Source organism: Hyphomicrobium sp. MC8b, from assembly GCF_905067615.1.
Taxonomy (GTDB): Bacteria; Pseudomonadota; Alphaproteobacteria; order Rhizobiales; family Hyphomicrobiaceae; genus Hyphomicrobium_B.
In genome coordinates this window covers 3,172,033-3,196,852 of sequence record NZ_LR898465.1, presented here as the reverse complement: position 1 = coordinate 3,196,852, position 24,820 = coordinate 3,172,033, and the positions used below count along the sequence as shown (strand labels likewise).

Below are 24,820 nucleotides of genomic sequence, written 5' to 3'. Positions count from 1 at the left end.
TGGCATTACAGCCCTCACAGCCACCGCATCTTGGCGTCGGCGAGCTTCAAAATCTTATCCTGGGGCACTTCAAGGAATGGCACGAGAGTTCTGTCGATTCCGAGCAGAGCGCCTCGCGCGACGCGGCTGACGCCGCCATGTCCGACGGCAACCGTATTTTGGTCCAGGGTTACGAGCCATTTAGAAACGCGGACCTCAAGGTCGTGATAGCTCTCGCCGCCATTTGGCCGCCAGCCGTAGGGATCAGCGGCTTTGGCGGCGACGCCCTGGGGATCTTTAAGCGGTAGCTCGCCCGCGAGTTCGCCTTCCCACTGTCCGTAGCTGAGTTCAGCAATGTCCGGCATAATGCGAAAGCCGTCCGGGTCGAGGCCAAGGCCTTCTCGGATCAAGCGCATCGTCTCGATGGCCCGTTGCAGCGGGCTGGCGACGAAATCGAATTCGGCGATTGCCGGCATCAGCGTTTTCAGCACGCCGCCGTGACGACGCGCCTGTGCCCTGCCAGTATCGTTCAAGGGAATGTCGCGCTGCCCTTGGTAGCGCGCCTCCCGGTTCCAGTCCGTCTCGCCGTGACGAATGAGATAGAGCGTGAGTCCGGGCTTCAACGACGCGGTCGTTGCCGCCCCACCACTCACGCTTCGTCGCTCTTGACGACCGAAATGTCGGGCGCTTCCTCGTTCTTCATGCCCTGCACGTGATAGCCGCTATCGACATGATGAATTTCGCCGGTCACGCCGCGCGACAGGTCCGAAAGGAGATAGAGCCCGGCGTTGCCGACGTCGTCGATCGTGACGTTGCGGCGGAGTGCCGAGTTATACTCGTTCCACTTCAGGATATAGCGGAAATCCGCGATGCCCGACGCAGCCAGCGTCTTGATCGGGCCGGCCGAGATCGCGTTGACACGGATGCCGTTGCGTCCAAGGTCGGACGCCAGATAGCGCACGCTCGCCTCGAGCGCGGCCTTGGCAACGCCCATCACGTTATAGTGCGGCATTACCTTTTCGGCGCCGTAGTAGCTGAGCGTGATCAGTGAACCGCCGTTCGGCATCAGCTTCTCGGCGCGCTGGGCGAGGGCCGTGAACGAATAACAGGAGATCATCAGGCTCTGCGTGAAGTTTTTCTCCGTCGTATCGACGTACCGGCCGTCGAGCTCGTTTTTGTCCGAGTAGGCGATGGCATGGACGAGAAAATCCAGGCTGCCCCAGCTCTTTTCGAGGGACGCGAAAACGCTGTCCATCGAGGCCGCATCGGTCACATCGCAGTGGAGAACCGACTTGGCGCCAAGCTCCGCCGCTAGCGGCTCGACCCGCTTCTTCAGCGCATCCCCTTGATAGGTGAGGGCAATTTCTGCGCCCTGGGCCGCGCAGGCTTTCGCGATGCCCCAGGCGATCGATCGATTGTTTGCGACGCCCATGATGAGCCCCCGTTTTCCGGCCATCAAAGTGCCTGGGGAAATGGACGTGTTCGCTTGAGGCCCCGCCATGGGCGCTATTTCCTTAGTTATTCCAATTTGGGATTGGTGAGTTTGGGCGCATCCTACACAAATGCCCCTTCCGGTCCAGATGCCCGGAGAGGGAGCGTGCGCGGCCATTGGCCCGAGGGACGGCCATTAAGGACTAGCCCGTCCATGCGTGCGCCCGAAAAGGCCGTCATTACAGCCTTTTTGGCGGGGGTTATCCCACCGCCACCCGAACGGGGGCATTTGCAACCTTTGGCCGCTCAGACCCCGCAATCCGGCCGTCGTCGATGGTGATGATACGATCGGCGTATTGCAGCGTCCGGTGGTCGTGGGTAACGGCCAAAACGGCCCGCCCGGTATCCTGTGCCACGGCTGCCAGCAATTCCATGACGGCCATGCCGTTCTGGGCATCGAGCGCCGCCGTCGGTTCGTCGGCCAGAATGACCGAGGGGGAACCGGCGAGCGCTCTGGCAATCGAAACGCGCTGCTTCTCTCCGCCCGACATTTTGGCCGGCATGGCGCTGATGCGGTGGCCAAGGCCAACCGCTTCGAGCGCTTCGACCGCCTGGCGGCGCGCGTCGGGACCGTTGAGGTCGCGCAGGTCCAACGCCAGCATGACATTTTCGACGGCCGAGAGCGTCGGCACGAGATTATAGGACTGGAACACGAAGCCGACATGCTTGCGCCGCAGATTGGCAAGCTGCTCCTTGTTCATGTTCCGCGTATCCATGCCGGAGATCGACAGCTTGCCCTGTGTGGGTGACAGGATGCAGCCGAGGATCGAGAGCAGGGTGGTCTTACCGGATCCGGACGGCCCCATCATCAGCGTCAGCTCGCCGGTATGCAGCTGAAGGTCGACGCCTTTCAAAACCTTGTTTTCGCCGGCTCCCGCGCCCAGTACCTTCACGATGCCTTCCGCTTCGACGATGACTTTGCTGTTGTTTGGCTCGGTCATGTTAAGTCTCCCTGGAATTCGGTTAGCGGCTGAACACGACGGCCGGGTCGATGCGGACGACCTTGATGATGGCGCTTATGGCGGCGAAGATGCACATGCCGATCGTTATTGCGAAAAGTTGGGCGGCAAGTGGCGCAGTCATGATGATTGTGAGCTTGGTGTCCTGCGCAAAATGAATGGCGGTCAGCGCCAGTCCCATACCCAGCACATAGCCGATCAGCCCTGAAAGCACGGCTTGAATGAGAATCACCTTGACGATGTAGCCCGCACCGGCCCCCAAGGCGCGCAGAGTGGCGAACTCGTTGATATGATCTTTCGTGCTCGAATAAAGCGTCTGCGCGACAATGACAATGCCGACGATCAGGCCCAAGAGCTTACCCGCATCGAGGGCGGCACCCGCGCCGGTCTGCTTCAACCAATAGTCCTGGCTGCGGGTGCGGAACTCCGCCTGTGTCAAAACTTCCGTGTCTGGAAGGCGCACTGCGATTTCCTTACGCACCGTTTCGAGGTCGGCGCCGGGCAGCAGTGTGACGCGCTGGTAGCTCGCCTGGTCCTGGTTGGCGCCGGACAGCTGACGCGCTTCGTCGATGGACGTGAAGACGAACGGCAGTGTCGTGAACGAACGCACGCGCTTGGTGATCGCCACAAGCTTGACCGCCGCGCCGTTGAGTTCGGCGTGCTCGCCGAGCCTGTTGACGCCCAGATCGTTGAAGTAGCTGCGATCGATCGCCACCGTATTCGGAGCTTCGAGCGCTGCGCGGCTGCCTTCGATGATGTTCGCAGGCAACGCCTTTGGGCTGTCACCTGACGTTCCAATTAGCAGGACCGTCGTTTCGCCGCCTCGCGGTTTGCGCCAGCGGGCGAATGAAACCAGCATGTCTTCCGAATTTTCAACGCCGGGTGCCGAGAGCGCCAGATAGCGTTCGCGGCCAGCGAGAAACGAGGGATCGTCGTAGCTCTTGGTGCCGAGCGGCACGATCCAAAGATCGGCCGGTGCCGCGTCGATGATCGTCGCGATCTTGTTTGCCGATCCGAGATAGATGCCGGATTGGACCGCGACCAGCACAACCGAAAACAGAATGCCGACGACGGTCACGAAGAAGCTTAGGCGATCATGAAAAAGATTGCGATAAGCGAGCTTCACGACCATCGGCACGCGAAATGCGCTTGGGCGTTTTTCCCGTGCGGCTGCTAACGGCTTACGCATGATGACTGGTGCTGTTGCGGCGAGTTCCATGACCTGCTCCCTCCTTGGGCGTTGGTCAGACTTTGAACGATGGCGTTGCGGTTGGCTGTTTCGCGGGGCACAGAGCTTTCAGCCTGCCGCCCGGTGTTGGTGTCAGGCTTAGTCGCAGGGAACGTCGATCAGCGCCGCGATGGCCGGCGAATAGCGCCGGCAGATGTGTGTGGTTGCTGCCGTTTCGGCATCCGCTTTCGCAGATGAAGCACGAGTATCCGAAGCGACCTTTCCGCCGTTCACTGACGTTTCCAGTTTGGTTGATGCAATCGCCCCCGTCGTAGTAGCGGCGGCCGTCTTTTCTACCGCGGCAGTCGTCACGGTATCGGCTGGCAGCCTGCCTTCGAGCTTTACTGGTTGCACGGTTGCTGTCGCGGGCGCCTTGATGGCGGTCTCGGCAACGTCGGATTGCGCGGGACGCTTGACCTTTACGATTTTGCGAGGGGCGCTCTCCTTGACTTCGCGACGGGCGGAGCGTGGTCGCTCGACGCGCTGATAATCGCGGCCACTGTAAGTCTCGTTCGAATGCGCGACGAACGAACCGAGCGGAAAGCCAAAACCGACCCTGACCGCATCTGCGTTCGCGGCGCTTGTCATCGTCGTCCCTGCCAGCAGCGTCGCGGCGAGAGCAAAGGTGATCTTGGACATGGTAGCCTCCTGACGATGGTTTCTTGCTGGCCGGTCGCGCCGGCCATGTCGCAATAATGCCTCGCCGGCTGCGTGGTCGCTGTTCCGGCAGGAACACGGCCGAAGACCAGGAAATTGCTTTTATTTCAGCGTGTTGCTTTATGCAGCGAGAGGCAGGGTATGGGAACTCTGCCGCGGTCGTGTTGCCGAGGCGTCCAGAGCGAGCAGCATCTGCTGCGTATTGAACCCAAACCGGACGTTCAGTGGGCGCGCCGCGGCGTCCTGAGCAGCAAGCGCGAGCAACCGAAAGCCGCGCTCCAGAAACAGCGCTTTGAGGCGCCGGCCGGAGAAGGCAGTTAGCAGCGCCCGGAAGCGCAGCGCGACGGCGAGCCGGGCCGCGCCCTTGCGCGCATCATCGAACGCCACCCAGATCTCATCCTCGACCTCCCGGATCTCGTCTTCTCGCAGGCCGCGCAGCAGCGCCAATCCCTGACCGCGTTCGCGAAGAAGGTCGATGACAAATGCAAGGTCGGAAGCCCCGACGACCGGCACATCGGATAAATCGAAATGGGCTCGCATGGCTGGTTCTCCCGAAGGCCGATCAAAGGACGTTTCCGAATGCTGTCCATGGCGAGCCCGCAAGCACTATGATGTCGCGCGCTTTGCGTTCGCCGAGTTCGAAATGAACTTCATGGCCTTCGAGTTTTTCGATGCCATTGCGGATGTCTCCGCCTGCGAAACGGAAGCTGCGTCCATCCTCGCCGCGAATGATGCCGACGCCGAGATCGGCGCGGAATTTCTTGATCTCTCCGTACATCTGTCTCTCCTCGATCAGTCGGTGGGGTCGATGCAGAGATGATGCGAAAAACCCATGTTTTCCGCTGTTCCGGGTGAAACAGGATGTAGGCAGATTATTTTTTCGAGGTGCAGAGTAGGTCAAAACGAAACGCGGCGGGGAGGCGTGCTGAACGGGACCGCATTCCCGTTTCTCACACCTCCCCGCCATCGGGGACCTGCGGCGCCTTCACTAAGGAGGAAGCGAGCCGCAGCAGGTCTTTCGAAAACCGCTACTTGAAGAAGGCGTCCGCCCGCATTCCCGGCAGCAGCGGCGGATTGCCCGCGAGATCGATGGTGACTTCGAGCACTTCAACATCGGTTGGGCGGCGTGCACCGCGCAGCGAGAACTGCGGCGAGGTCAAAGTCGGAGCAAGCTCGGCGACGGTGCCATCGAATTCTTTGCCGGGGTAGGCGTTGCTCTTCACGGTGACCTTGCCGCCGGTCTTGATCTTCGAGACGTCGATTTCGTCAACCTCGGCCTTCAGCCGCACGACCGACATATCGCCGAGCATGACCAGCGATTGCTCAGGAGAGGGCGACGCCATCTCGCCGACTTTTGCAGAGAGCTGCAGAACGGTGCCCGCAACAGGTGCACGGATGCGCGTTTTTTCAAGCATGGCTTCCGCAACAGCGACATCCGAGCGTGCAGCCTGCAGTGCCGATTCAAGGCGGTTCGGAGCCGGGATATCCGGTTTCGACTGGGCTTTGGCGTACGAAGAACGCTCTTTCTGCAGCTTGGACTTCGCTTTCGCCAGATCGTCGCGCGCGTCGGCAACACGCGCCGCGCTACCAGTACCTTGGCGCTCGGCCTGTAGTTCGTATTCGAGCCCGAAGCGTGCATTCGTCAGCGCCCGTTCGGCATCGAAAACGTTGTCCTCTGCGGTGCGAAGATCGTCGCGCGCCTTATCGAGCGGCTGCGCATCGCGTTCGCGCTTGCGGGATGCAGCTTCCGTCTCGGCGGCTTGCAGACGAGCGCGGGCTTCTTCATCATCGAGACGGATCAGAAGCTCGCCTTCCTCGACCTTGTCGTTCCGTTTCACGTTCACTTCGGCGATGCGTCCGACGAGCTGTGCGCCGACGCGAATGATGCCGGATTTCGGCTCGACACGGCCAGGTGCTGCGGCCACCCAGTCGATCTGCGGTGCGCTATCATTGTCCGCCTTGATGACGTCATCGCCGCCCGCCTTTGCATTTAGCAAATCGCTGTTCGTCACGGCGATGGCGCCAAACGCTCCGGCGCTTACTGCGACGAGAAAGAAAAAGGTTTTTACGAGAAAGCCGCCGCGTCGGGGGCGATAGGTTTCTTCGGTGCTCATGTCGTTGTCCTCCTTAAGGGCCAACCTTCGAAGCCGCGCCGTCGCGGCGAAAGGTCATGAGCAGCAATAGTCTCTGTGCATCAGGTTCGCTGTTTCGATCGGAACACATGCAAATTGCGACGAAGAAAGACGATCTCCTGGCAGATCATTTGGAAGGAGGCATCAAAAAAGAAAAGCTCCGGTGCGTTGCCGGAGCTTCAAAATGGAGGAAGAGGTTTGCGAGGAAACGAGGTGCTTACTGGCACATCTCACGTAGGGTCCAACCGACGATCCGGCAGCTTTCAGTGCCGTTCGCATTGATCGTGCACTTGCGGTTCGGTAGCCGCTGATAATCGCAGTAGTAGTTGTTCGAATAGCCGGAAAAGCCGTGCATCGGCTTCGAGAACTGATAGTCCTGCACGAAGAACTCCTTGGCGCTGCCCGCCGCGCTCGCGGCCGAAACGCTGGCGCCGAACGTCGCTGCCAGAATGGCGAAAGCCACTGCAACCTGACGTGTGCTGTTGAATGCCGACATATCGAAGTCCTCCTTGTGGTGCGCGTTCGCGCTGGTGTCATTCACTGGAGGCTAAGCTACGGGAGGGCGGTGCGCGTCGCTGTCCCGGGCGGAACAGCAGTTATGGCGGTCCGGCCTTGAACCTGCCAAGTCCTGGACTACTATAAGGAACCCCCCCGCAACATCGCTGCGACAGCGCCCTGCAGGCACGAGGTGAAAGGTGCGAAAGCTCTGGAATACAGGCGTCAATATCTTTTCGATGATGACCGCGAACAAAAGTACGGCGCCCAGCAACCAAGTGGAGGGGTCAGCCTACGACTTTGAGTTCAAAAGCATAGATGGCGGGCCGATGAAACTCTCGGACTGGCGCGGCAAACCGCTTCTGATTGTCAATTCAGCCTCGTTCTGCGGCTTTACCAAGCAATACGCCCAATTGCAGGAGCTTTGGAAGCGCTACGAGGATGACGGCTTAGTGGTCATCGCGGTGCCTTCGAATGATTTCGGCGAGCAGGAACCGCACGCTGACGGTGAAATCCAGTCATTCTGCCAAGGCGTGTTCGGCGTCACGTTTCCGATTGCGTCGAAGCATCCCGTCATCGGCCCTGAGGCGCATCCGTTCTATAAATGGGCCGCAAACGCCATGGGGCCCAGCGGCGTGCCGACGTGGAATTTTCACAAGTACCTTGTCGGCCGCGACGGTCAGCTCGTCAGATCATTTTCGACGAAATTGTCTCCGACCTCTCCTGAAATGGTCTCTTGGATCGAAAAGACCCTCTCAGAGCCTGTCCCGGCCGTCACCTAGCGGCGCTACAGCAGCGATGAAAAAAAGGCGCGCGATCGTCTCGCGCGCCTGTTCTCAACTGGAAGTCACGCAGCGCTCGTTACTTCGCCGGACCTGTCTCGATAGGCAGACCGTTCTCTTGGCCCCATTCGGCCCAGCTGCCGTCGTAGACGGCCGCGTTGGTCTGGCCGACCACGGCAAGTGCCAGGGCCAGCATCGAAGCCGTGACGCCGGAACCGCACGTCGTTACGACCGGCTTCGACACGTCGATGCCGACGCCCGAGAACAATTTGTTGATCTCGGCTGGTGACTTATAGGTTCCGTCCGGATTCAAGAGCTGCTGTGATGGAATATTCTTCGAGCCCGGTATGTGGCCCTTCCGGAGACCTGGTCTCGGCTCCGCGTCCTTGCCTTCGAAGCGTCCTGCCGGGCGCGCATCGACGATTTGGACGCCGTTCTTTTTGAGCAGCGCCTTCATGTCTTCGAGGTCGCGCAGGATCTCGGTATTCTGCAGCGGCGAATAATGCCGTTCTGAGCGCTTCGGTGGCGGCCCATCTTCCAGCGGACGTCCCTCTGCCTTCCACTTGCGCAACCCGCCGTTGAGCACGGCGACGTCGCGGTGTCCCATGGCGCGGAACGTCCACCACACGCGCGCAGCCGAAAAGATGCCGGTCGTATCGTAGACGACGATGCGGGCACCGTCTCCGATACCCATTTTCTTCATCCGCGACGCGAATTTCACGGTCGAGGGCAGCATGTGCGGCAGCGACGACTTCTCGTCCGAGAGATCGTCGATATCGAAAAACAGCGCACCTGGAATATGCTCGGCGAGATATTCCTTCTTGGCATCCCGTTTTTCGGTCGGCAGATGCCAGCTGCCGTCCAGAATGATCAAATCCGGCGATGAGAGGTGATCGGCGAGCCAATCCGTCTCGACGATCCAATTCTTGGCGGTATCAGGCAAGGAATGTCCTACAGGTTCGACATGGCTTTATTTTGGGGCTGACTGCACATAGGCAAAACTTGCTGGCCTCGCAAGTTGGTCGCCACAAAATCAGACGGGGTGGCCAATTGGCCGAGCCTTACAGCCGCTATGCCATACAGCCGTTTACGCGTTGTTTTCGGCAGAACTTTTCAGTATGACACCCGCTCCGCGGCAGTTTGTGGGTGCACCGCACACCTGCCGGGATGCAAAAGTGCGATATCGCGATAAAAGGCGGTTCGTTCAACCGATGCGGGCGTGGCGGAACTGGTAGACGCACTGGATTTAGGTTCCAGCGGCGAAAGTCGTGGGGGTTCAAATCCCTCCGCCCGCACCACTTTTGCGAAGATCATCGCGGCATAAAACTTATCCCGGGCACGCTCGGCCGCAGGCGCGAGCGCTTGCGGATTTGGCGAGGCGCCTCTAAAGGAAGCCCGGTCGGCAGCTACAACGCGCAAACCCGAAGGTTTTCCTGAGTTTACGCGTCATTCTCAGCGCGCTGGCAACGGCTTAACTAGCTCAGAATTGGACGGGGAATGTCTCGAAAATGGCTCGTCGCCGGGGGCGGCATATCGGGACTGGCGGCCGCTCAGTGCTTGCAGGCGAACGGCCGCGATTATGTCCTGCTCGAACGCTGCCCTGCAGTCGGCGGCCTGACGCGGACGACGCAGGTCGAAGATTTCTGCTTCGACTACACCGGCCACTTTCTGCATCTGAGGCGCTACCCATCGCCCGCGCAGGTTCCCTATGCGCATCTGAATGATGACGATTGGGCGACTGTCGACCGGAAGTCCTACTTCTACGCCGGAGAGCGCCTGATCGAAGCGCCCATCCAGTACCACCTGGGCGAGCTGCCGGACGGGCTTCGCCAGGACTGCGAGAAATCATATGACGAGCGGCCGATAGCCTCGGGCGACGGCACCGGCTTTCGCGATTTCATCGTCTCGGGCTTCGGGCAGGTCGTCGCGGATCGCTTCCTCATCCCGCAGAACGAAAAGACGATGGCGACGCCGCTGAGCCGCCTGTCGATCGGCGCCGTCAAGCGCTTTTTCCCGCCGCCCGATGAGGCCCGAATTCGCGCCGGTTTCGCCAATACGGGTGAGCGTTTCGCTGAATACAACACCACCTTCTGGTATCCAAAACGCGGCGGCATCGACGTGCTGACGCGCGGCCTCGCCCATGGCCTCACGAGCGTTGCGACGACGCAGGAAATCTCGCACATCGATCTTAATCGTCGTGTCGCGACCACGAGCGCGGGCCTGGCCGTCGAATGGGAAAAGATGTTCCCCAGCATTCCGCTTAAAACGCTCTGCGAGTTGACGGAAGACGCGCAGCTCGCTGGCGCTGCCGCCAAGCTCAGCCACAGCTCGACGATAAGCTTCAATTTCGGCGTGCGCGGTAAGCTGCCAAGCGTCTTGAAAGATGCGCACTGGGTTTACGTTCCCGACCGCGACATCCCGTTCTATCGTTTCGGCTGCTATTCCAACATCTCGTCGGCGATGGCCTCGCATGGGCTGAATGCGGTCTACGTCGAGGTCGGCGTACCGGGCGAAGAAATCGACAAGATCGATATCGTCAGCAAGACGCAGAAAGACGTCATCGCGGCGCTGGAAAAACTCGGCTGGGTCAAAAGCGAAGACATCATCTGTGCCGTCACCCACGTGATTCGCTGCGCTTACGTTCACCACACGCCCGAGCGCGATCAGCTTGTGGACGAAATTCTTGCGCGGTTGAATACATTCGGAATTCACCCCATCGGCCGTTATGGGCTGTGGGATTATGTGGGCATGGAGGATTCGATCAGCTCGGCGCTGACGACGGTCGAGGCCCAGCTCTGAGGGAGATCAGCGTTTGAAATCTCTGATCGTAACCGCCGACGATTTCGGGATGACCGTCCCGGTCAACGAGGCCATCGAAGCCTCGCACAAGAACGGTATTCTGTCGGCGACGAGCCTGATGACCGGCGGCGAAGCCTTCGCCGACGCCGTTGACAGGGCCCGTCAGCTTCCCGAACTCGGTGTGGGGCTACACATCCATTTGGTCGATAGCCGTCCCGTCTTGCCGCCGGAGCAGGTGCCCGATCTCGTCGGGCCAGACGGGAATTTCTCCAACAACCCCGAGGTTTTTGGCTTCAAATTGTTCTTTTCGCCCGAGATGCGCCGCCAGGCCGAAGCCGAGATTACGGCCCAGTTCGAGCGCTTCGAAAAGACCGGGCTCGTGATGGACCACGTCAATGGTCACCATCATTTCCACATGCATCCGGTGGTGACGGACGCCATCGCCAAGCTGGCGCCGAAATTCGGCTCGCCGCCGGTGCGTTTTCCGGTCGAGCCGTTCGGCCCGTCGCTGCAGGCCGGTGGCGATAAGCCGATCCGGCGGTTCTTCAATTGGGCCTTCTACGCCGGATTGACGCACCGGATGCGCAAGAAGCTCGAATCCGTCAACCTGAAGCTGAACGATCACGTCTTCGGCGTCACCGACACCGGCGGGATGACCGAGGATCGCATTCTGGCCTATCTCGATCATTTGCCCGAGGGCGTAACCGAGCTTTACGCCCATCCAGCCATGGGCGGAGACGGCCGACCGCAGTCTTATCCTTCTTTTGAGGAATACCGTGGGCTGATAAGTCCGGCCGTCCACGCAAAAGTTGCGGCACTTGGGTTGCACCCTCTCACCTTCAAAGCGGCATTTGCGTCCTGAGGGGTCGAAAGCCGCCGCATTTATGCTACGCCCGTGTTGCGTGATTACGGCTAGGTCGTAGTCGCCGCCACCTATGTCTTGGAGACGCCAGCCGAATGCACATGCCGATCGTGCTTCTCAATCCCTTCGTTATTGCCGGCATCGTTTTGGGTCTTGCTGCGCTCGCATACTTGGTTTTGGCGCTCTACTTCACGTGGCGATTCCGCGAACGCCCGGTTCCTGCCGCCGAAGGCTTTCGTCCGCCGGTATCGGTGCTGAAGCCGGTCCACGGCGGCCAGCCATTTCTTTACGAATGCCTGCGGACCTTCTGCGATCAGGACTGGCCGCAATACGAGGTCATCTTTGGTGCCCATTCGGAAACCGACCCGGCCGTAGCCGTGGTGAAACGGCTGATGGCGGAATTTCCGGATCGCGATCTGCGCCTCGTCGTTGATGCAAACCTGGCCGGACCAAATCCCCGTGCCTCGAACCTTGCCAACATCTATCGCGCCGCCCGCTACGACATCCTGCTCGTCGCGGACGCCGATCTGAAGGTCGACAGCAATTGCATCGCGTCGCTGGCTGCTCCCTTCATCGATCCGAAGGTTGGCGCCGTTGCCTCGATTTACAAAGGGTTGCCCTACGGCGGCGCAGCGGCCGCCGATTTCGGCACCATGAACATCAGCGATTGGTTCGCGCCGTCTGTCCTCGTCGATGTCGGCCTGCGCGGCATCGACTTCGTTTTCGCGATGGCGAGCGTGCGTCGCGAGGCGCTCGACTCCTTCGGCGGCTTCAACCATCTGTCGAACTTTTTCCCCGATGACTTCGCGCTCGGAAATCTCGTCGCGCAGCGCGGCTACAAGGTCGAGTTGTCACCCTACTGTTGCGATACGATCGTGGCGGAGAAGAGCTTTTCAGAACTCTTCCGCCACGAAATCCTGTGGCAGCGCATGGAGCGCTTCTGCCGCCCGAGCGATCACTTCATGTCGGTGATCACGTGGCCGTTGCCGCTGCTTCTTCTGCTTCTGCTGCCGTGGCCCACGGTCATCGGACTGTCGATTATCGCAGCCGAAATCGTGCTGCGCATCGCACTCCACTATCAGGTGCGGCGCAGCTTCAAGATGAACACGCCCGCACAGCCCTGGCTCGTGCCGATCCGCGAATGCGTTTGCTTTTTCGCCTGGGCCTTCGGCCTATTCGGCAACAAGGTGAAGTGGGGCAAAAACATCTTCACCTATGAAGCCTTCCGCAAGCTCATCGCCGATGGACGCAACATTGGCGCCATCGCCGCCACGGTTGGAGAGAAGTGATGAGCGCCGAGGAGGTGTCGACACAGATGGGCTCGCGGACGGCCTTGTTCGCCGCTGCGACCTGCGGCGTGCTCCTCGCCGTCGGCCTGGTCGTCTACTTCGGAATTGGCGAGATCTGGGATGCGCTGTCGACCGCAGGCTGGAGCGGCATGCTCGCCGTCATGTGCGCCTATCTCTTTTCGCTGTGGTTCTGCGCCTGGAGCTGGCGCGTCCTCCTCGTCGAAAAATACCCGCAGAGCCGCGGTCTGATGTTTCTATGGGCGCGCTGGATCCGCGACAGCGTCGGCAACCTGCTCGCCGTCATTCCCGGCGCAGGTGAGGCGGCAGGCGCGCGCGAACTGACCAAGCACGGGTTGCGCGTGAACGTCGCCGCAGCGACCACCATCGTCGATATGACGACCGAGATGCTGGGCCAGCTCATCTACACGTTCATGGGCCTTGCATTCCTGTTCGCCTATCACCCGGACGAGCCAGCCGCGTGGTGGGCCGCGGCCGGCCTTTGCGTCGCGACGATCGCCGTCGTCGGCTTTTTGATCGCGCAGCGGAACGGCCTGATCCTTTTTCTCGAACAGCTTCCCGCGAAGCTCGGCTTCACGCGCGGCTGGGAAGGCATGTCGGACACGGGCAGCATTCACAGCGCGATCCAGTCCATCTACCGTGAGCGGAGCGCGGTCGCGGCATCGGTCGGTATCCACTTGCTCGGCTGGCTGTCGGGCGCTGCGGAAACGTGGCTTGCCCTCTATTTCATGGGCCATCAGCTTTCCGTCGGCGATGTTCTCGCACTTGAAAGCCTCGTCTTCGCGCTTAGAAGCGTGGCGTTCGTTGTCCCTTGGGCGGCGGGCGTGCAGGAGGGTGGCTATATCGTGATCGGCGCGCTGTTCGGTCTCGGCCCCGACGTCGCGCTCGCACTTTCCCTTCTGAAGCGTGCCAAAGAGATCATCGCCGGAGTGCCGGGTCTCATTGCCTGGCATATCTCGGAAGGCAAGCGCTTCTGGCAGGGCCGCCTTGCCGAGTCCCGAAAGTGAAGGCGAGGGCTTTCGGCGGCGGCGCGGCAACATCAAACCTTCATACGAACGCCGTATCGAGGTAGCCTCAGCGGAAAATCGCCAGCCGGATCTGTGCCATGAAACGCCTCGCCCTCGCGGGCCTGCTTGCCCTCACAGTTGCAGTCCCAGCAGTCGAAGCCCGACGCGCGCCGCGTTGCGATGGCAATTTCCAGTATGTCAGAGGTGGCTGGGTTTCGACGCCATACTGTCGTGCCGATCAAATCGCCCGCGTAGCGCGCGAACGGGGCATCCGCACGACGGCCGAGGCATTGCTGGCGCATCCGGCGGATGCCGAAGAGATCTGCAGGTTCGTCAAGGCGGACTATCGCGTGCATCCGGCTTGCGAAGAGATCTATTCCATCTTCCAGATCGACGCCGGCACCGACGGGCTGTGGCTGCACTTTTAAGCGCCTGGCAGCAGATCGTTAAGATCGTGCATGCTTTTTAGCGGCAGGGCATCTTTCCGCCCGCGCGAAACTCGCTAGCATGGCGCGTGATGTCGTCAGCCGCCAGAGGACTGTTTGGAACTTTCAAAAGCCGCTCTCCTTCGCGATCTTCCCTCGGTCGATTCCGTTCTGAAAAGCGGAGTTGCTGCCGATCTTCTGGGACGCTTTGGCCGCACCGCCGCAACGGACGCCATCCGCGATGTCCTCGCAGAAACGCGCGCCACGCTCAAATCCGGGAGCACGACGCTACCGACGATCGAGAGCCTGGTCGCCATTGCGTTTGCCCGACTCGCCGAAAGCGATCGCTCGACAATGCGTCCGCTGTTCAATCTAACGGGCACCGTGCTGCACACCAATCTGGGCCGTGCGCTCATCGCCGAGGCCGCCATCGAAGCCGCCGTCGAAGCGATGCGCGATCCCGTGGCGCTGGAATTTGACCTTGCGACCGGTAAGCGCGGAGAACGCGACGACCATATCAGGGAAGTGCTTTGCGAACTGGCCGGCGCGGAGGACGCGACCGTCGTCAATAACAACGCCGCCGCCGTGCTGCTCGCGCTCAACACGCTTGCCGGTGGTCGCGAAGCCATCGTTTCGCGTGGCGAGTTGATCGAGATCGGCGGCGCCTTTCGCATGCCGGATATCATGTCTCGCGCGGGCGCGAAACTGGTCGAGGTCGGAACAACGAACCGCACGCACGCGAAAGATTATCGCGCCGCCCTCACGGACGCGACCGGCGTCATTCTGAAAGTCCACACTTCGAACTATCGCATCCTCGGCTTCACCAAAGAAGTCTCCGCCCCCGAGCTTGCTGAAATAGCCACCGCGGCAGACGTTCCGCTGATGAACGACCTCGGTTCGGGTTCGTTGATCGACCTTTCGATATTCGGCATGCAGTCCGAACCGACCGTACGCGAAGCCGTCGCCGAGGGCGCTGGCATCGTTACCTTCTCCGGCGATAAGCTTCTCGGCGGACCGCAGGCGGGCTTCATCGTCGGCAAGCGCGACCTGATCCAGGCGATCAATCGCAACCCGATGAAGCGCGCGCTCCGCGTCGACAAGATCCGCCTTGCCGCCATCGAGGCCACGCTGAAGCTCTATCGCGATCCGGACCGTCTGTTCGAAAGACTGCCGACGTTGCGCCTTCTTGCGCGGCCGCGCGGGGATATCGAAGCCCAAGCGACACGGCTGCTGCCGCATGTTCAGTCTGCCGTCGGCATGGCGTTCGCGGTCGAGACACGCGACTGCAAGAGCCAGATCGGCTCAGGAGCGTTGCCGCTCGATACCGTCGAAAGCGCCGGGCTCGCAGTTCGCTCGAAAAGCGGGGGCGCGGCCCTCGAACGTCTCGCCTCGGCGCTGCGCACTCTGTCGCGGCCTGTGATCGGCCGCATCGAAGATGGCGTGCTCATTCTCGATCTCAGATGCTTGACCGACGAAGCCGCGTTTCTATCTGTCCTTACACATCTCGATCCTCACCGCCTGGCTTAATGTAGGCCGGACAAACCAAAGCCGACAGATAACAAAATGATCATCGGCACCGCCGGACATATCGACCACGGCAAGACCGCGCTCGTCAAAGCACTGACCGGCGTCGATGGCGATCGCCTGAAGGAAGAGAAGGCGCGCGGCATCACGATCGACCTGGGCTTCGCTTACATGCCTGCCGGGGATGGGCGCATTGTCGGCTTTATCGACGTGCCGGGTCACGAACGCTTCGTGCATACGATGTTCGCTGGCGCGAGCGGCATCGATCTCGCGCTGGTCGTCGTCGCCGCCGATGACGGCGTCAAGCCGCAAACGGTCGAGCACTTGGCTATTCTCGATCTCCTCGGGATCGGCAAGGGGCTAATCGTCATGACCAAAGCCGATCTGGCGAGCCCGGAACGCTTGGCTGACGTCACGTCGGAAATCAGAACCGTCGTCGGCGGAACAGTGCTCGCAGGCGCGGATATTTTGCCGGTATCGGCCGTGACCGGCCAAGGCATCGACGAATTGCGTAACCGGCTGATCGCGGCAGCAGGCGAGACGCCCGCGCGCTCGTCGGAAGGCGCATTCCGCCTCGCGATTGATCGTGTTTTCACGCTGCCCGGCATAGGCGTGGTCGTTACCGGCACCGTGCTTTCAGGCTTCGTCGGCATAGGCGCGCAAATTCAGATCAGCCCATCAGGTTTGTCTGCGCGCGTGCGTTCGATCCATGCTCAGAACACGCCTGCCGAAATCGGCTGGGCCGGCGATCGCTGTGCGCTCAATCTCTCTGGACCGGGCATTGCCAAGGATGCGATCAGTCGCGGCGATGTCGTACTCAGTCCGGCGCTCCATGCCCCGACCGATCGCATCGATGCGGTCCTTAATGTCCTGCCGTCGGAAGAAAAGGCCATCGGACAATGGTTTCCGGTGCGATTGCATCATGCCTCCGCCGAGGTTGGTGCGCGTATCGTTCTTCTCGATGACAAGGCCGTGCGGCCCGGCGCAACGGCCGACGTGCAACTCGTGCTCGATGCACCGGTTGCAGCCGCCGTGCCCGACCGTTTCGTCATTCGCGACGTGTCGGCGCAGCGCACGATCGGCGGCGGCAAGTTCATCGATTTAAGGGCGCCTGCGCGCAAACGGCGAACACCGGAGAGAAGGACACAGCGAGCAGCGCTCGCCATCGACGATCCTAGAGCGGCATTCGCGGCGCTGCTCGATACGCCGCCCTTCACTGCCGATCTTGCGGCCTTCGCGCGAGATCGCGCGCTCTCTTCCGTGCAGGCCGGTTGCATCGCTTCCGAACTCGACCTTGTCGTCCTCGACGCTGACGATACGCGAGCGTCCATCTTGCCTGCCCGCTGGCAATCGTTCGTCGGGTATATGATCGAACGCGTCACGCAATTCCACACTGACAATCCTGATCTCCAGGGCATCGGCCGCGAGCAGTTGCGCCTCCTGCTCGAGCCGCGTCTGAGCAAGTCCGTGTTCGCGGCGGCGCTCTACAAAATTGCCGAAAAGGGCAAGATCGCACTCGATGGCGCGTTCGTTCGTCTCGCCACGCATCAAGTGCGCTTGGCGCCGAGTGATGAGGAGATGTGGAAAACCATCGCGCGTCAGATTGGCGGTAACGAGCGTTTTCGGCCGCCCCGCGTTCGCGATATCGCCAATTCAACAAGAAGTCCCGAGCGCGACGTCCGCAGATTGCTGAAGCTTGCGAGCCGCCTCGGCCGCGCCGACGAAATCGCGCATGATCATTTTTTTCTGCGCGCAACAGTCCGCGAGATGGTCGCGATCGCGGCCGACGTGCAAGCCAAAGCTGAGACCGGCTGGTTCAACGCCGCCGAATTCCGTGATCGTCTCGACAACGGCCGTAAGGTTGCGATCCAAATTCTCGAATTTTTTGACCGCAACGGCGTGACGCTCCGCAAGGGTGATCTGCGCCGCATGAACCAACACCGGCTGGACTTGTTCGGAAGCATCGTGCATGCGTCCACAATGGCCGATGGAGGAGAATCGTCCCCGGTGGGGCGTTCGGACTTCAAATCCGAGTGGGGCAGCGAGCCTGCCCTTGGTGGGTTCGACTCCCATTCTCCTCCGCCAGGCGCCAGAACCCGCAAACGGCAATAACGCATATTGTAACGAATAAGGGCGGATGGATATCGGCGGGATGCTGCTAGCTTTTACCCAGTGATAGCTAGCCGATATTCTGCTCCGTCAATTGCATAACCAAATCTCTCGAAGTCAAGACGATACATTTTCGTAATCGCCTCGATATCACGTTCGTTTAATTTGTGATTGTCTCTGGATTTTTCTACCCAGTGATTAAATGGCCGTGAAACCCCTAGCTTCGCCTCGATGAACTTCATATCTTCGTCGAGTTGCTCGTATCGCGCTATAAAATCTAATGGCTCGTTGAGGATATTGCAGTAAACCGCGTTGGGTTGATGTCGGTCATTTAATAGCTCGCTGCGATTCGAAAAGCGATAATCGTGCTCCAGAACTATGTCGCGACCAAAATGTGAATGGTATTCCTCGAAAGAAATACCGCTTGGCGTTTGCCGCAAGCCAAAATAATCCGAATAGTGCAGGCATGATCGCGTCCGATCAATCGGGTTCCGAACCACGGCGAATTTGAAATAGTCATCCCACCAGTTGGCATAAAGCTCTTTGGCTTGGCTGGCTAAAAGATGCTTGGTGTGAGGCTCGAATTCCCACCAATCCTGATTGCACAGCCACGTCTCAATGCTTGTCCCTGCGCAGCGAGGAATGTGTACAAAAATACATCGATATTCGTGTGAGATCATCATGTCATCCGTACTTATGATCTACGCACTTTAAACAGGCCCATTGTTCTAAGTCTTCAGCGGGGCTGCGGAAACCAGTGGACAACGGGTTGATCGGACGTCTGGGTCTCCGATAACCTTTGCTCATTCTCGCTCGCCGTTGTGTAATGTTAGTATTGATCCATCCGGCGGAACGCTTGTTCGCAATATTGCGCGGGCAAGTGTCGTGTCGGTCCACATTGAAGGATGGTCGGGAGAATTAGTCTGACTATGCCATCGGCGTCCATCGCCGGAATTGCCGTCAAGCCGGAGCCTTTTCAGCGCGCTTGTTCCTGAAAGAGGGATATCGTTCATGGAGAGAAGAGACGTTCGTTATCGTTCAACATTGAACTTTTCTCGCGCATCATGCGCATAGCAATTACCGATAGTTTGCCAAATCGTCCTTATACGGCAGAGCGAGAATTCATTCGACGATTTGCGGTTGCGGCGAAGAATGTTGGCCACGAGGCAATAGAGGTTGTCACGTCGAATGATATCCTGAGGTGCCAGCCCGACGTGGTGCTTTGCCTTCACGAATTCACTCCTAAATTGACCGGCTATCCTACGTTTGGAGTTATGTGGAGCCCTCCGGCGTTCTACAGGCACGATGCCGACCGTATTCGTTCAATAAGGAGCTACGACGCGTATCTGGTGGGCTCTCCTGCCGTCAAACAATACCTGGACGATCTGGAATTCTCTTCTCGGGTTCAGAAGCCGAAATCTGATTTTTGGTTCCTGCCAGCCTCCCCTTGGCAAAAGTTGGCACCGTCCATCCCCAGCACGGTTCGATCGCTTGCGTACATCGGCGTACATTGGGACGGCGCCCGACACGCGGACATACTGACAGATCTTGCCGATGACGGGTCTCTCGCCGTCTATGGACCGGAGTCGAACTGGACCCATCTTCAATCAGGCTATCGCGGTCCTGTTCCTTTTAGCGGAACGGCCGTTCATGACATCCTCTCGTCTCACGGCATCGCGTTATGCCTTCATAAGACAGAACACAGAGAAGCCGATACTCCGTCTATGCGCCTGTTCGAGGCAGCCGGGGCAGGTTGCGTGATCATCGCCGATGAAATTCCGTTTGCTAAACGGATGCTAGGGGATGCCGCCCTTTACGTCGATCTCCGACAGCCCGCAGACAGGGTTGTTGGCGATATCAGGAAGCATCTGGAATGGATCAATCAGAATCCAGGTCAAGCCGACGAGTTGGCAAGACGAGCCCATACCGCCCTGAACCAAGAATACAATCTCGAAGATCTGATTTCCAAAACCGTTGATTTTGCCACCGAAGTCGCATCTATACAGCGCCGCAACATGGAGGAAGTGAAGCGTTTTTATTCGGTTCAAGAGACAGGGTCATCGGCATCGAGCCCGATATCCGAGCCGCTCATAGATATTATTATTCGCGTGGGAGGACGCCCTCTTTCATATGTGGAGCGCGCGGTTCAGAGCGTCGAGAGGCAACTCGTCGGAACATTTCGTATTCTGTTGGTTGATTGCAAAAAGAGAGACGACATACGAGCTATTGAGCATCGCTCGTTCCGTAACTTGAAAATTTGCTACCTCGAATGTGAAGAAGACGGTCTTCGTAGTGCCGCGTTGTGGAGGGGGCTCCAAGCAGTAACCGCTCCTTTCTTCGCCGTCCTGGACGATGCGGATCAGATTGAACCCGCTCACTTCTCGCATCTGCTATTTGCGGCCATCAGGCATCCTGAAGCGGGCTTTATCTATGGTGGTGTAATCCGAACCGAAGAGGACGAAGGCTGCTTCGTGGAGGCTCGCAATTTCAGAGGGCCGGGCGGGAAACAGATCGAGGAAACACGTGAACTCAAGTTTCTTGATGAATTCAATCTCACTCGATTGATAACGGGCGACAATTATATTCATTCAAATGCTTGGATAGCTAGGAAGGAAGTTCTTGATTGGACCCTTCTTCAAGATCCACGACTTGAATTCGCCGAGGACGTTTATCTTTACAATTTGATAGCCTCGAAGACGCGATTTGCATTGTGCAATAGAGCGACAGCGGTATGGAATTGGCGGACGATCAGTGAAGATAACAGCGTATTTTTGGATAAAACTAGCGCGTGGATCGCATGCGACGAAAGAATAAGACTTCGCCTGCAGGAATTGACCTATCCCGGGACGGCGACTTTTTCTGAGTTGTTTCACGCTCAGAGGTCGTCAGCGGAGCTCGTTAACGCGCTGTCCTCGCGCCATCTTCAGGAGCGCCCTCAAGAGAACGACAGTTCTAATGCGATAAAAGACGACAGTCCCGAAACGATAAAAAACGATAACGCCAAGACGATTAAACAAGTGGGCCATTTTAAATCGTGGCTGCAAACAATTCCGATTTACAACTCCTATCGGGAAAATAGGCGGAGGCTCCGGCGAAACGCCAGATCGTTAAAAGAGAGTCAAAGTTCGCCGGAATGAGCTGGCCCGAAATCGGATGTTTGCGGTTCCACCTCGGATGAAGTTCTCGGGCGTCCGGTCGGCGTATTTTCCTGAATTCCTTCGCCGTCTCGAACCGCGCTGCCGCTTCGATTTGAACAAGGTGCGCTTCTTTTTCTGGAAGGACTTGTTGCCCGACATCAGTTGAGTTTCCTGTCGAGCGTCCGTCCTGACGGCGGCAGGATTCAGCGGATGCGAACTTGTGGCGTGCCGCTCGCAACCAAACCAATGATGCGCGCCATCGGATATCCGGCGCGTTCGATCTCGCTGCGAATGTTCTCGGCTTGATCTGCCGCACAGGCGACGAGAAGGCCGCCAGAGGTTTGCGGATCGGTCAGCAGCGCTTGCTGCCATTGCGGGTAATCACCCGGCAAAACGACCTCATGGCCATAGCTCGCCCAGTTGCGCCCAGAAGCGCCTGTGATGAAGCCGCTTTTGGCTAGCGCTTCGGCACGTGATAGAAATGGCAACTTATCAAATGCGATCTCGATGCTGACGCCGCTGCCACGCGCGATCTCGAGCGCGTGCCCCAGAATGCCGAAGCCGGTCACATCGGTAATAGCGTGCACATCTGCGTTCTCGCCAAGCGTCTGACCGATCCGATTGAGCAGTGTGGTGGACGCCATGAATTCTGCGTACGCATCGTCCGGCAACGCGCGCTTCTTGAAGGCGGCCGAGTAAATGCCGACGCCGATGCCTTTGGTCAGGATCAACGCGTCACCGGGCTTCGCACCGGCATTGCGGCGGACGTTCTGCGGCATTGCAAGCCCGATAACGGCAAGCCCATAGATCGGCTCCGGCGCGTCGATCGAATGACCGCCTGCCACGGGAATGCCCGCCTCCGCACAAACGGACGCGCCGCCGGCCAGGATCTCGCGCACGTCCTCAACGGAGAGTTTGCCTAGCGGCATGCCGAGGATCGCCAGCGCCATGATCGGGCGGCCGCCCATCGCATACACGTCCGAAATCGCGTTGGCCGCCGCGATCCGCCCGAAGTCGCGAGGATCATCGACCATCGGCATGAAGAAATCGGTCGTCGCAATGATGCATTGGTCGTCGTCGATCTGCCAGACGGCGGCATCATCGCCGGTTTCGTTGCCGACGAGCAGTTGCGCGAAGGCCCCCGCTGCGGGCTGTTTGGCCAGAAGGTCCTGCAGGACGGACGGCGCGAGTTTGCAACCGCAGCCGCCGCCATGCGCGAGGTCGGTCAAGCGTTGTGTAGGGCCAGACATGTTTCCTGCTATGGTCGAGACGGATTGAGCCCTCGATATAGGCAGGCGCGCCAGTTATCGCCACGGCGATTTTTCGGAATGCATGGTTTCGTAAAAGGCGGACGCTACTGTCGCGCGTCAGCCGACGAGAAGCAGCGGATTGGGCGCATGCCGCGCCCAGCCGGCTTCTGACACCATGATATCGAGCCCGAGGGAAGCCAGATCGTCGGCGTAAGGATCGACCTTCGTATCTTTCACTTGGTAAAGCATCTTCGCGTATGTGTGGCAGTCGTCGCAAGTTTCCGCTTGGACGGCCGCCGAGCCGCCTTGAATACCTTTGAGCAGCAAGGCGCCGGAGCTTTCACACGTGATGCAGACCGCCCGCACGTGGTTCCACGCCGTCGAGCATAGTGAGCAATAGAGGTACCGCGTGCCGGGCGTCGGCCCCGAGGCGGTGATCAATCCTGAAACCGGCGTCGAGCCACAGCAGGGGCAAAGTCCGCGCTGCGGCAGCAGGCGAAGCGTTGACGCATCGAGGCTTGCGGCAAGGCGCGTGAAGTAGACCTGCAAGGCGGCTGCACCATAAAGCGCCGCGCCGACGTCTCCCATGCTCAGAGCACCGCGCAGAAAGCCGTCCGCTAAATCTTCGACGTCATTTACAGGCAAGCCACGCATGTTGGCGATGACCGCCGCAGCAGATTCGGGAATATCTTTGCTGTCGAGTTCTTCGAACAGCACTGCCAGTCCGTCGCGCCATGCTGCATGCCGGTGATGGCCATCTGCCGCGAGGGGCGGCATGCGCGCAGCGACCGATTGCTCGACGAGTGAAGGATCGATACCGGGCATTGGCGGTAACGTCGCCGCGGCTTTGTCCTGCGCGTCCGAAAGAAGCGCCATGAAGCCAAGCCACTTCGTCATCGGGTGGCCGGTTGCAAGCGCTCGAAGACGAGCGGCCGTCGCGGAGAAGCGTGTTGTCAGATCGGCCAGAAGCAGCGGCTCGGGCGTGCTGACGCCGCCAAGCGGACTGCCGACCCATTTGCCGGTCGGTGGCGCGCCGCCTTGCCTCACGCAACACTCCTTACTTGTGCAGACGGCCGTTCACGCTTGGCCGCGGTCCGGTTGAACCCGTCGTCGCGAGCGACCGGAACCATTTCCGATGGTGCCGCCACGCCCAGCCCGGCGTCACCCAGCCTTGCGTCATGGCCCGCATAGAACCGCGCACCCAGATCGCAGCATAGACGTGAACGATCCAGATGATAATCGCGGCAATGGCAGCCAACGAATGAATGAGCAGAGCCGCGCGCTGCGTCGGGATCGACGTATAGCTGCCGAAATAATATTCCCAGATGACGAGGCCAGTAAAGAACAGCACCGGAACGAGAAGCGTCATCGACCAGAATACGAATTTCTGTCCGGCATTGAAGCGCGCAACTTCCGGAACGCCTTCCTCTTTGTTCTCCAGAACCTTGTCGATGGCCTTCATCCACGCGACGTCGTCGCGGGTCCAAAGATTGTCGCGCCAGAACTGAATGATGAGGCCGGTATAGCTGACCAGCAGCACGCAGCCGATCCACGGATGCGCAGCGCGCGTCCATTGCCCGCCGCCGAACAGGTTCGACAGCCAGTACAGCAGCGGATCAAACATCGACAGACCCGACAGCATTAAAAGAATGAAGCAGGCGGCCGTCAGCCAATGGTTGAGGCGAGTGATCGTGCTGTTGCGCGTCAGCGTTCCATACGGGCGGCTCATGTCGGATGCTCCGTTCGCTGCGAACGGCCACCGACTTCGGGGAAGCGGTTGGCCTCAAGAACGTGCTTGGCTTCTTCTTCGTCTTCCGGCTGCACTTCGTTAGGCCCGGCGATGACCCAGTGCAGGAAACCCGAGACCGCTGCGGCAGCGATTCCGACCAGCGCAACCGGCTTGATGAGGCCCTTCCAGAACTCTACAGTCGAGCTGATTTTTGGATTTTCCGGCAGTCCGGCATAGATCCCGGGCTTGTCGGCGTGATGCAACACGTACATCACATGCGTGCCTTGGACGCCCGGGGGATCGTAAAGACCGGCGTTTTCAAAACCACGCGATTTCAGATCGACGATACGCTCTCCCGCCCAGTCCGTCATGTCCTTCTTCGAGCCGAACATGATGGCACCCGTCGGGCATGCCTTCACGCAGGCAGGCTCAAGCCCCACCGCCAGGCGATCGGAACAGAGCGTGCACTTGTACGATTTGTGATCGACCGGGCTGATGCGCGGAATGTCGAACGGACAGCCTTTCACGCAATAGCCGCAACCGATACAATTCTCGCTGATGAAATCGACGATGCCGTTCGCATACTGAACGATCGCGCCGGGGGCAGGGCAGGCCTTGAGACAGCCCGGATCCTCGCAATGCATGCAGCCGTCCTTGCGGATCAGCCATTCGAGGTTGCCGTCGGGATTTTCGTATTCCGTGAACTTCATCACGGTCCACGTGTGCGGATCGAGATCGAGCGGGTTGTCGTAGGTTCCGTGGAACTCGCCGACTTCGTCGCGTAGGTTGTTCCACTCCATGCAAGCCGCCTGGCACGCCTTGCAGCCGATGCAACGCGTAACGTCGATGAGCTTCGACACCTGGTCTTCCCAGCTGCGCGCGTCGGGCGGTGTCATCGTCGTCGCGGAGCGGCGGATGTAGTCTTGCGATTGCAGATCAGACATCGGC

Annotated in this window: 23 protein-coding genes, 2 tRNA genes and 1 pseudogene; 11 read left to right on the top strand and 15 right to left on the bottom strand. The window is 59.6% G+C overall.

Translation table 11 applies throughout. The annotated features are described in order from the left end of the window. Window positions 1–14: 14 nt before the first annotated feature. The 9 genes from ACLB1Z_RS15510 to ACLB1Z_RS15470 form a co-directional block, all read right to left on the bottom strand. Entirely contained in the window at window positions 15–632 is a 618-nt protein-coding gene (locus ACLB1Z_RS15510; protein ID WP_409560639.1) for a histidine phosphatase family protein, read from the bottom strand. Then, the gene (fabI, locus tag ACLB1Z_RS15505; protein WP_013948563.1) at window positions 629–1,480 is read right to left on the bottom strand and encodes an enoyl-ACP reductase FabI; all 852 of its coding nucleotides are present in this window, start codon (window positions 1,478–1,480) and stop codon (window positions 629–631) included. The genes ACLB1Z_RS15510 and fabI overlap by 4 nt, the downstream gene beginning before the upstream one ends. Before the next feature lie 190 nt (window positions 1,481–1,670). Continuing rightward, window positions 1,671–2,411, bottom strand: a complete 741-nt coding sequence (locus tag ACLB1Z_RS15500) for an ABC transporter ATP-binding protein (RefSeq protein WP_409560638.1) — start codon at window positions 2,409–2,411, stop codon at window positions 1,671–1,673. A gap of 22 nt (window positions 2,412–2,433) precedes the next feature. Further along, a complete protein-coding gene (locus tag ACLB1Z_RS15495; RefSeq protein WP_409560637.1) occupies window positions 2,434–3,648 on the bottom strand; it encodes an ABC transporter permease in 1,215 nt (404 codons plus the stop codon). Window positions 3,649–3,756: 108 nt separating this feature from the next. Beyond that, entirely contained in the window at window positions 3,757–4,296 is a 540-nt protein-coding gene (locus tag ACLB1Z_RS15490) for a hypothetical protein (RefSeq protein WP_409560636.1), read from the bottom strand. A gap of 138 nt (window positions 4,297–4,434) precedes the next feature. Continuing rightward, entirely contained in the window at window positions 4,435–4,854 is a 420-nt protein-coding gene (locus ACLB1Z_RS15485; RefSeq protein WP_409560635.1) for a hypothetical protein, read from the bottom strand. Window positions 4,855–4,876: 22 nt separating this feature from the next. Next, window positions 4,877–5,092 (bottom strand): hypothetical protein, encoded by a 216-nt coding sequence (locus ACLB1Z_RS15480; protein ID WP_013948558.1) that lies wholly within the window; start codon window positions 5,090–5,092, stop codon window positions 4,877–4,879. 250 nt (window positions 5,093–5,342) lie between these two features. Beyond that, complete coding sequence (locus ACLB1Z_RS15475; RefSeq protein WP_409560634.1) at window positions 5,343–6,428, bottom strand: HlyD family secretion protein; 1,086 nt, start codon at window positions 6,426–6,428, stop codon at window positions 5,343–5,345. Between the two features lie 235 nt (window positions 6,429–6,663). Further along, window positions 6,664–6,942: a hypothetical protein gene (locus ACLB1Z_RS15470; RefSeq protein WP_409560633.1), complete on the bottom strand. Its 279-nt coding sequence runs from the start codon at window positions 6,940–6,942 to the stop codon at window positions 6,664–6,666. Window positions 6,943–7,270: 328 nt separating this feature from the next. Here ACLB1Z_RS15470 and ACLB1Z_RS15465 point away from each other — a divergent pair, with 328 nt between their 5' ends. After that, on the top strand, window positions 7,271–7,723 hold the full coding sequence (locus ACLB1Z_RS15465; RefSeq protein WP_409560632.1) for a glutathione peroxidase: 453 nt from the start codon (window positions 7,271–7,273) through the stop codon (window positions 7,721–7,723). Between the two features lie 79 nt (window positions 7,724–7,802). On the opposite strand, the gene sseA is transcribed toward ACLB1Z_RS15465, so the two are convergent. Further along, window positions 7,803–8,666 (bottom strand): 3-mercaptopyruvate sulfurtransferase, encoded by an 864-nt coding sequence (sseA, locus tag ACLB1Z_RS15460; RefSeq protein WP_409560631.1) that lies wholly within the window; start codon window positions 8,664–8,666, stop codon window positions 7,803–7,805. Between the two features lie 270 nt (window positions 8,667–8,936). On the opposite strand from sseA, the gene ACLB1Z_RS15455 reads away from it, so the two are divergent. The 9 genes and pseudogenes from ACLB1Z_RS15455 to ACLB1Z_RS15415 all read left to right on the top strand — a co-directional run bounded on the left by ACLB1Z_RS15455 (window position 8,937) and on the right by ACLB1Z_RS15415 (window position 17,732). Beyond that, window positions 8,937–9,021, top strand: a tRNA-Leu gene (locus tag ACLB1Z_RS15455). A gap of 199 nt (window positions 9,022–9,220) precedes the next feature. Beyond that, the gene (locus ACLB1Z_RS15450; protein ID WP_409560630.1) at window positions 9,221–10,522 is read left to right on the top strand and encodes a protoporphyrinogen/coproporphyrinogen oxidase; all 1,302 of its coding nucleotides are present in this window, start codon (window positions 9,221–9,223) and stop codon (window positions 10,520–10,522) included. A gap of 13 nt (window positions 10,523–10,535) precedes the next feature. Beyond that, the gene (gene hpnK, locus ACLB1Z_RS15445) at window positions 10,536–11,384 is read left to right on the top strand and encodes a hopanoid biosynthesis-associated protein HpnK (protein ID WP_409560629.1); all 849 of its coding nucleotides are present in this window, start codon (window positions 10,536–10,538) and stop codon (window positions 11,382–11,384) included. 95 nt (window positions 11,385–11,479) lie between these two features. Further along, the gene (gene hpnI / locus ACLB1Z_RS15440; protein ID WP_409560628.1) at window positions 11,480–12,673 is read left to right on the top strand and encodes a bacteriohopanetetrol glucosamine biosynthesis glycosyltransferase HpnI; all 1,194 of its coding nucleotides are present in this window, start codon (window positions 11,480–11,482) and stop codon (window positions 12,671–12,673) included. After that, entirely contained in the window at window positions 12,673–13,698 is a 1,026-nt protein-coding gene (locus ACLB1Z_RS15435) for a lysylphosphatidylglycerol synthase domain-containing protein (RefSeq protein WP_409560627.1), read from the top strand. The genes hpnI and ACLB1Z_RS15435 overlap by 1 nt, the downstream gene beginning before the upstream one ends. A gap of 98 nt (window positions 13,699–13,796) precedes the next feature. Then, window positions 13,797–14,126: a hypothetical protein gene (locus ACLB1Z_RS15430; protein ID WP_409560626.1), complete on the top strand. Its 330-nt coding sequence runs from the start codon at window positions 13,797–13,799 to the stop codon at window positions 14,124–14,126. A gap of 114 nt (window positions 14,127–14,240) precedes the next feature. Beyond that, window positions 14,241–15,650, top strand: coding sequence for an L-seryl-tRNA(Sec) selenium transferase (selA, locus tag ACLB1Z_RS15425; RefSeq protein ID WP_409560625.1), 1,410 nt, complete (start codon window positions 14,241–14,243; stop codon window positions 15,648–15,650). Between the two features lie 36 nt (window positions 15,651–15,686). After that, window positions 15,687–17,519 (top strand): annotated as a pseudogene (selB, locus tag ACLB1Z_RS15420) (selenocysteine-specific translation elongation factor); the annotation flags it as partial. 117 nt (window positions 17,520–17,636) lie between these two features. Further along, window positions 17,637–17,732 (top strand) — tRNA-Sec (locus ACLB1Z_RS15415). 80 nt (window positions 17,733–17,812) lie between these two features. Here ACLB1Z_RS15415 and ACLB1Z_RS15410 read toward each other — a convergent pair. Next, complete coding sequence (locus ACLB1Z_RS15410; protein WP_409560624.1) at window positions 17,813–18,436, bottom strand: sulfotransferase family 2 domain-containing protein; 624 nt, start codon at window positions 18,434–18,436, stop codon at window positions 17,813–17,815. A 384-nt stretch (window positions 18,437–18,820) separates the two neighbouring features. Between ACLB1Z_RS15410 and ACLB1Z_RS15405 the strand changes: the two genes are divergently transcribed. Beyond that, window positions 18,821–20,893 carry a glycosyltransferase gene (locus ACLB1Z_RS15405; protein WP_409560623.1) on the top strand — a complete coding sequence of 691 codons (2,073 nt, stop codon included), beginning with the start codon at window positions 18,821–18,823 and terminating at the stop codon, window positions 20,891–20,893. A gap of 203 nt (window positions 20,894–21,096) precedes the next feature. Here the strand turns inward: ACLB1Z_RS15405 and selD are convergent, their stop codons facing one another. The 4 genes from selD to fdxH all read right to left on the bottom strand — a co-directional run bounded on the left by selD (window position 21,097) and on the right by fdxH (window position 24,816). Then, entirely contained in the window at window positions 21,097–22,143 is a 1,047-nt protein-coding gene (gene selD, locus ACLB1Z_RS15400; protein WP_409560622.1) for a selenide, water dikinase SelD, read from the bottom strand. A gap of 117 nt (window positions 22,144–22,260) precedes the next feature. Then, window positions 22,261–23,190, bottom strand: a complete 930-nt coding sequence (gene fdhE / locus ACLB1Z_RS15395) for a formate dehydrogenase accessory protein FdhE (protein WP_409560621.1) — start codon at window positions 23,188–23,190, stop codon at window positions 22,261–22,263. A gap of 10 nt (window positions 23,191–23,200) precedes the next feature. Next, window positions 23,201–23,872 (bottom strand): formate dehydrogenase subunit gamma, encoded by a 672-nt coding sequence (locus ACLB1Z_RS15390; RefSeq protein ID WP_409560620.1) that lies wholly within the window; start codon window positions 23,870–23,872, stop codon window positions 23,201–23,203. After that, a complete protein-coding gene (fdxH, locus tag ACLB1Z_RS15385) occupies window positions 23,869–24,816 on the bottom strand; it encodes a formate dehydrogenase subunit beta (RefSeq protein WP_409560619.1) in 948 nt (315 codons plus the stop codon). The genes ACLB1Z_RS15390 and fdxH overlap by 4 nt, the downstream gene beginning before the upstream one ends. Window positions 24,817–24,820: the final 4 nt, after the last annotated feature.

Coding starts and splice junctions, on each gene's coding strand:
- fabI (WP_013948563.1), bottom strand. CDS start 1,480: ATGGCGGGGCCTCAAGCGAACACGTCCATTTCCCCAGGCACTTTGATG.
- ACLB1Z_RS15500 (WP_409560638.1), bottom strand. CDS start 2,411: ATGACCGAGCCAAACAACAGCAAAGTCATCGTCGAAGCGGAAGGCATC.
- ACLB1Z_RS15495 (WP_409560637.1), bottom strand. CDS start 3,648: ATGGAACTCGCCGCAACAGCACCAGTCATCATGCGTAAGCCGTTAGCA.
- ACLB1Z_RS15490 (WP_409560636.1), bottom strand. CDS start 4,296: ATGTCCAAGATCACCTTTGCTCTCGCCGCGACGCTGCTGGCAGGGACG.
- ACLB1Z_RS15485 (WP_409560635.1), bottom strand. CDS start 4,854: ATGCGAGCCCATTTCGATTTATCCGATGTGCCGGTCGTCGGGGCTTCC.
- ACLB1Z_RS15480 (WP_013948558.1), bottom strand. CDS start 5,092: ATGTACGGAGAGATCAAGAAATTCCGCGCCGATCTCGGCGTCGGCATC.
- ACLB1Z_RS15475 (WP_409560634.1), bottom strand. CDS start 6,428: ATGAGCACCGAAGAAACCTATCGCCCCCGACGCGGCGGCTTTCTCGTA.
- ACLB1Z_RS15470 (WP_409560633.1), bottom strand. CDS start 6,942: ATGTCGGCATTCAACAGCACACGTCAGGTTGCAGTGGCTTTCGCCATT.
- ACLB1Z_RS15465 (WP_409560632.1), top strand. CDS start 7,271: ATGAAACTCTCGGACTGGCGCGGCAAACCGCTTCTGATTGTCAATTCA.
- ACLB1Z_RS15450 (WP_409560630.1), top strand. CDS start 9,221: ATGTCTCGAAAATGGCTCGTCGCCGGGGGCGGCATATCGGGACTGGCG.
- hpnI (WP_409560628.1), top strand. CDS start 11,480: ATGCACATGCCGATCGTGCTTCTCAATCCCTTCGTTATTGCCGGCATC.
- ACLB1Z_RS15435 (WP_409560627.1), top strand. CDS start 12,673: ATGAGCGCCGAGGAGGTGTCGACACAGATGGGCTCGCGGACGGCCTTG.
- ACLB1Z_RS15430 (WP_409560626.1), top strand. CDS start 13,797: ATGAAACGCCTCGCCCTCGCGGGCCTGCTTGCCCTCACAGTTGCAGTC.
- ACLB1Z_RS15410 (WP_409560624.1), bottom strand. CDS start 18,436: ATGATCTCACACGAATATCGATGTATTTTTGTACACATTCCTCGCTGC.
- ACLB1Z_RS15405 (WP_409560623.1), top strand. CDS start 18,821: ATGCGCATAGCAATTACCGATAGTTTGCCAAATCGTCCTTATACGGCA.
- selD (WP_409560622.1), bottom strand. CDS start 22,143: ATGTCTGGCCCTACACAACGCTTGACCGACCTCGCGCATGGCGGCGGC.
- ACLB1Z_RS15390 (WP_409560620.1), bottom strand. CDS start 23,872: ATGAGCCGCCCGTATGGAACGCTGACGCGCAACAGCACGATCACTCGC.
- fdxH (WP_409560619.1), bottom strand. CDS start 24,816: ATGTCTGATCTGCAATCGCAAGACTACATCCGCCGCTCCGCGACGACG.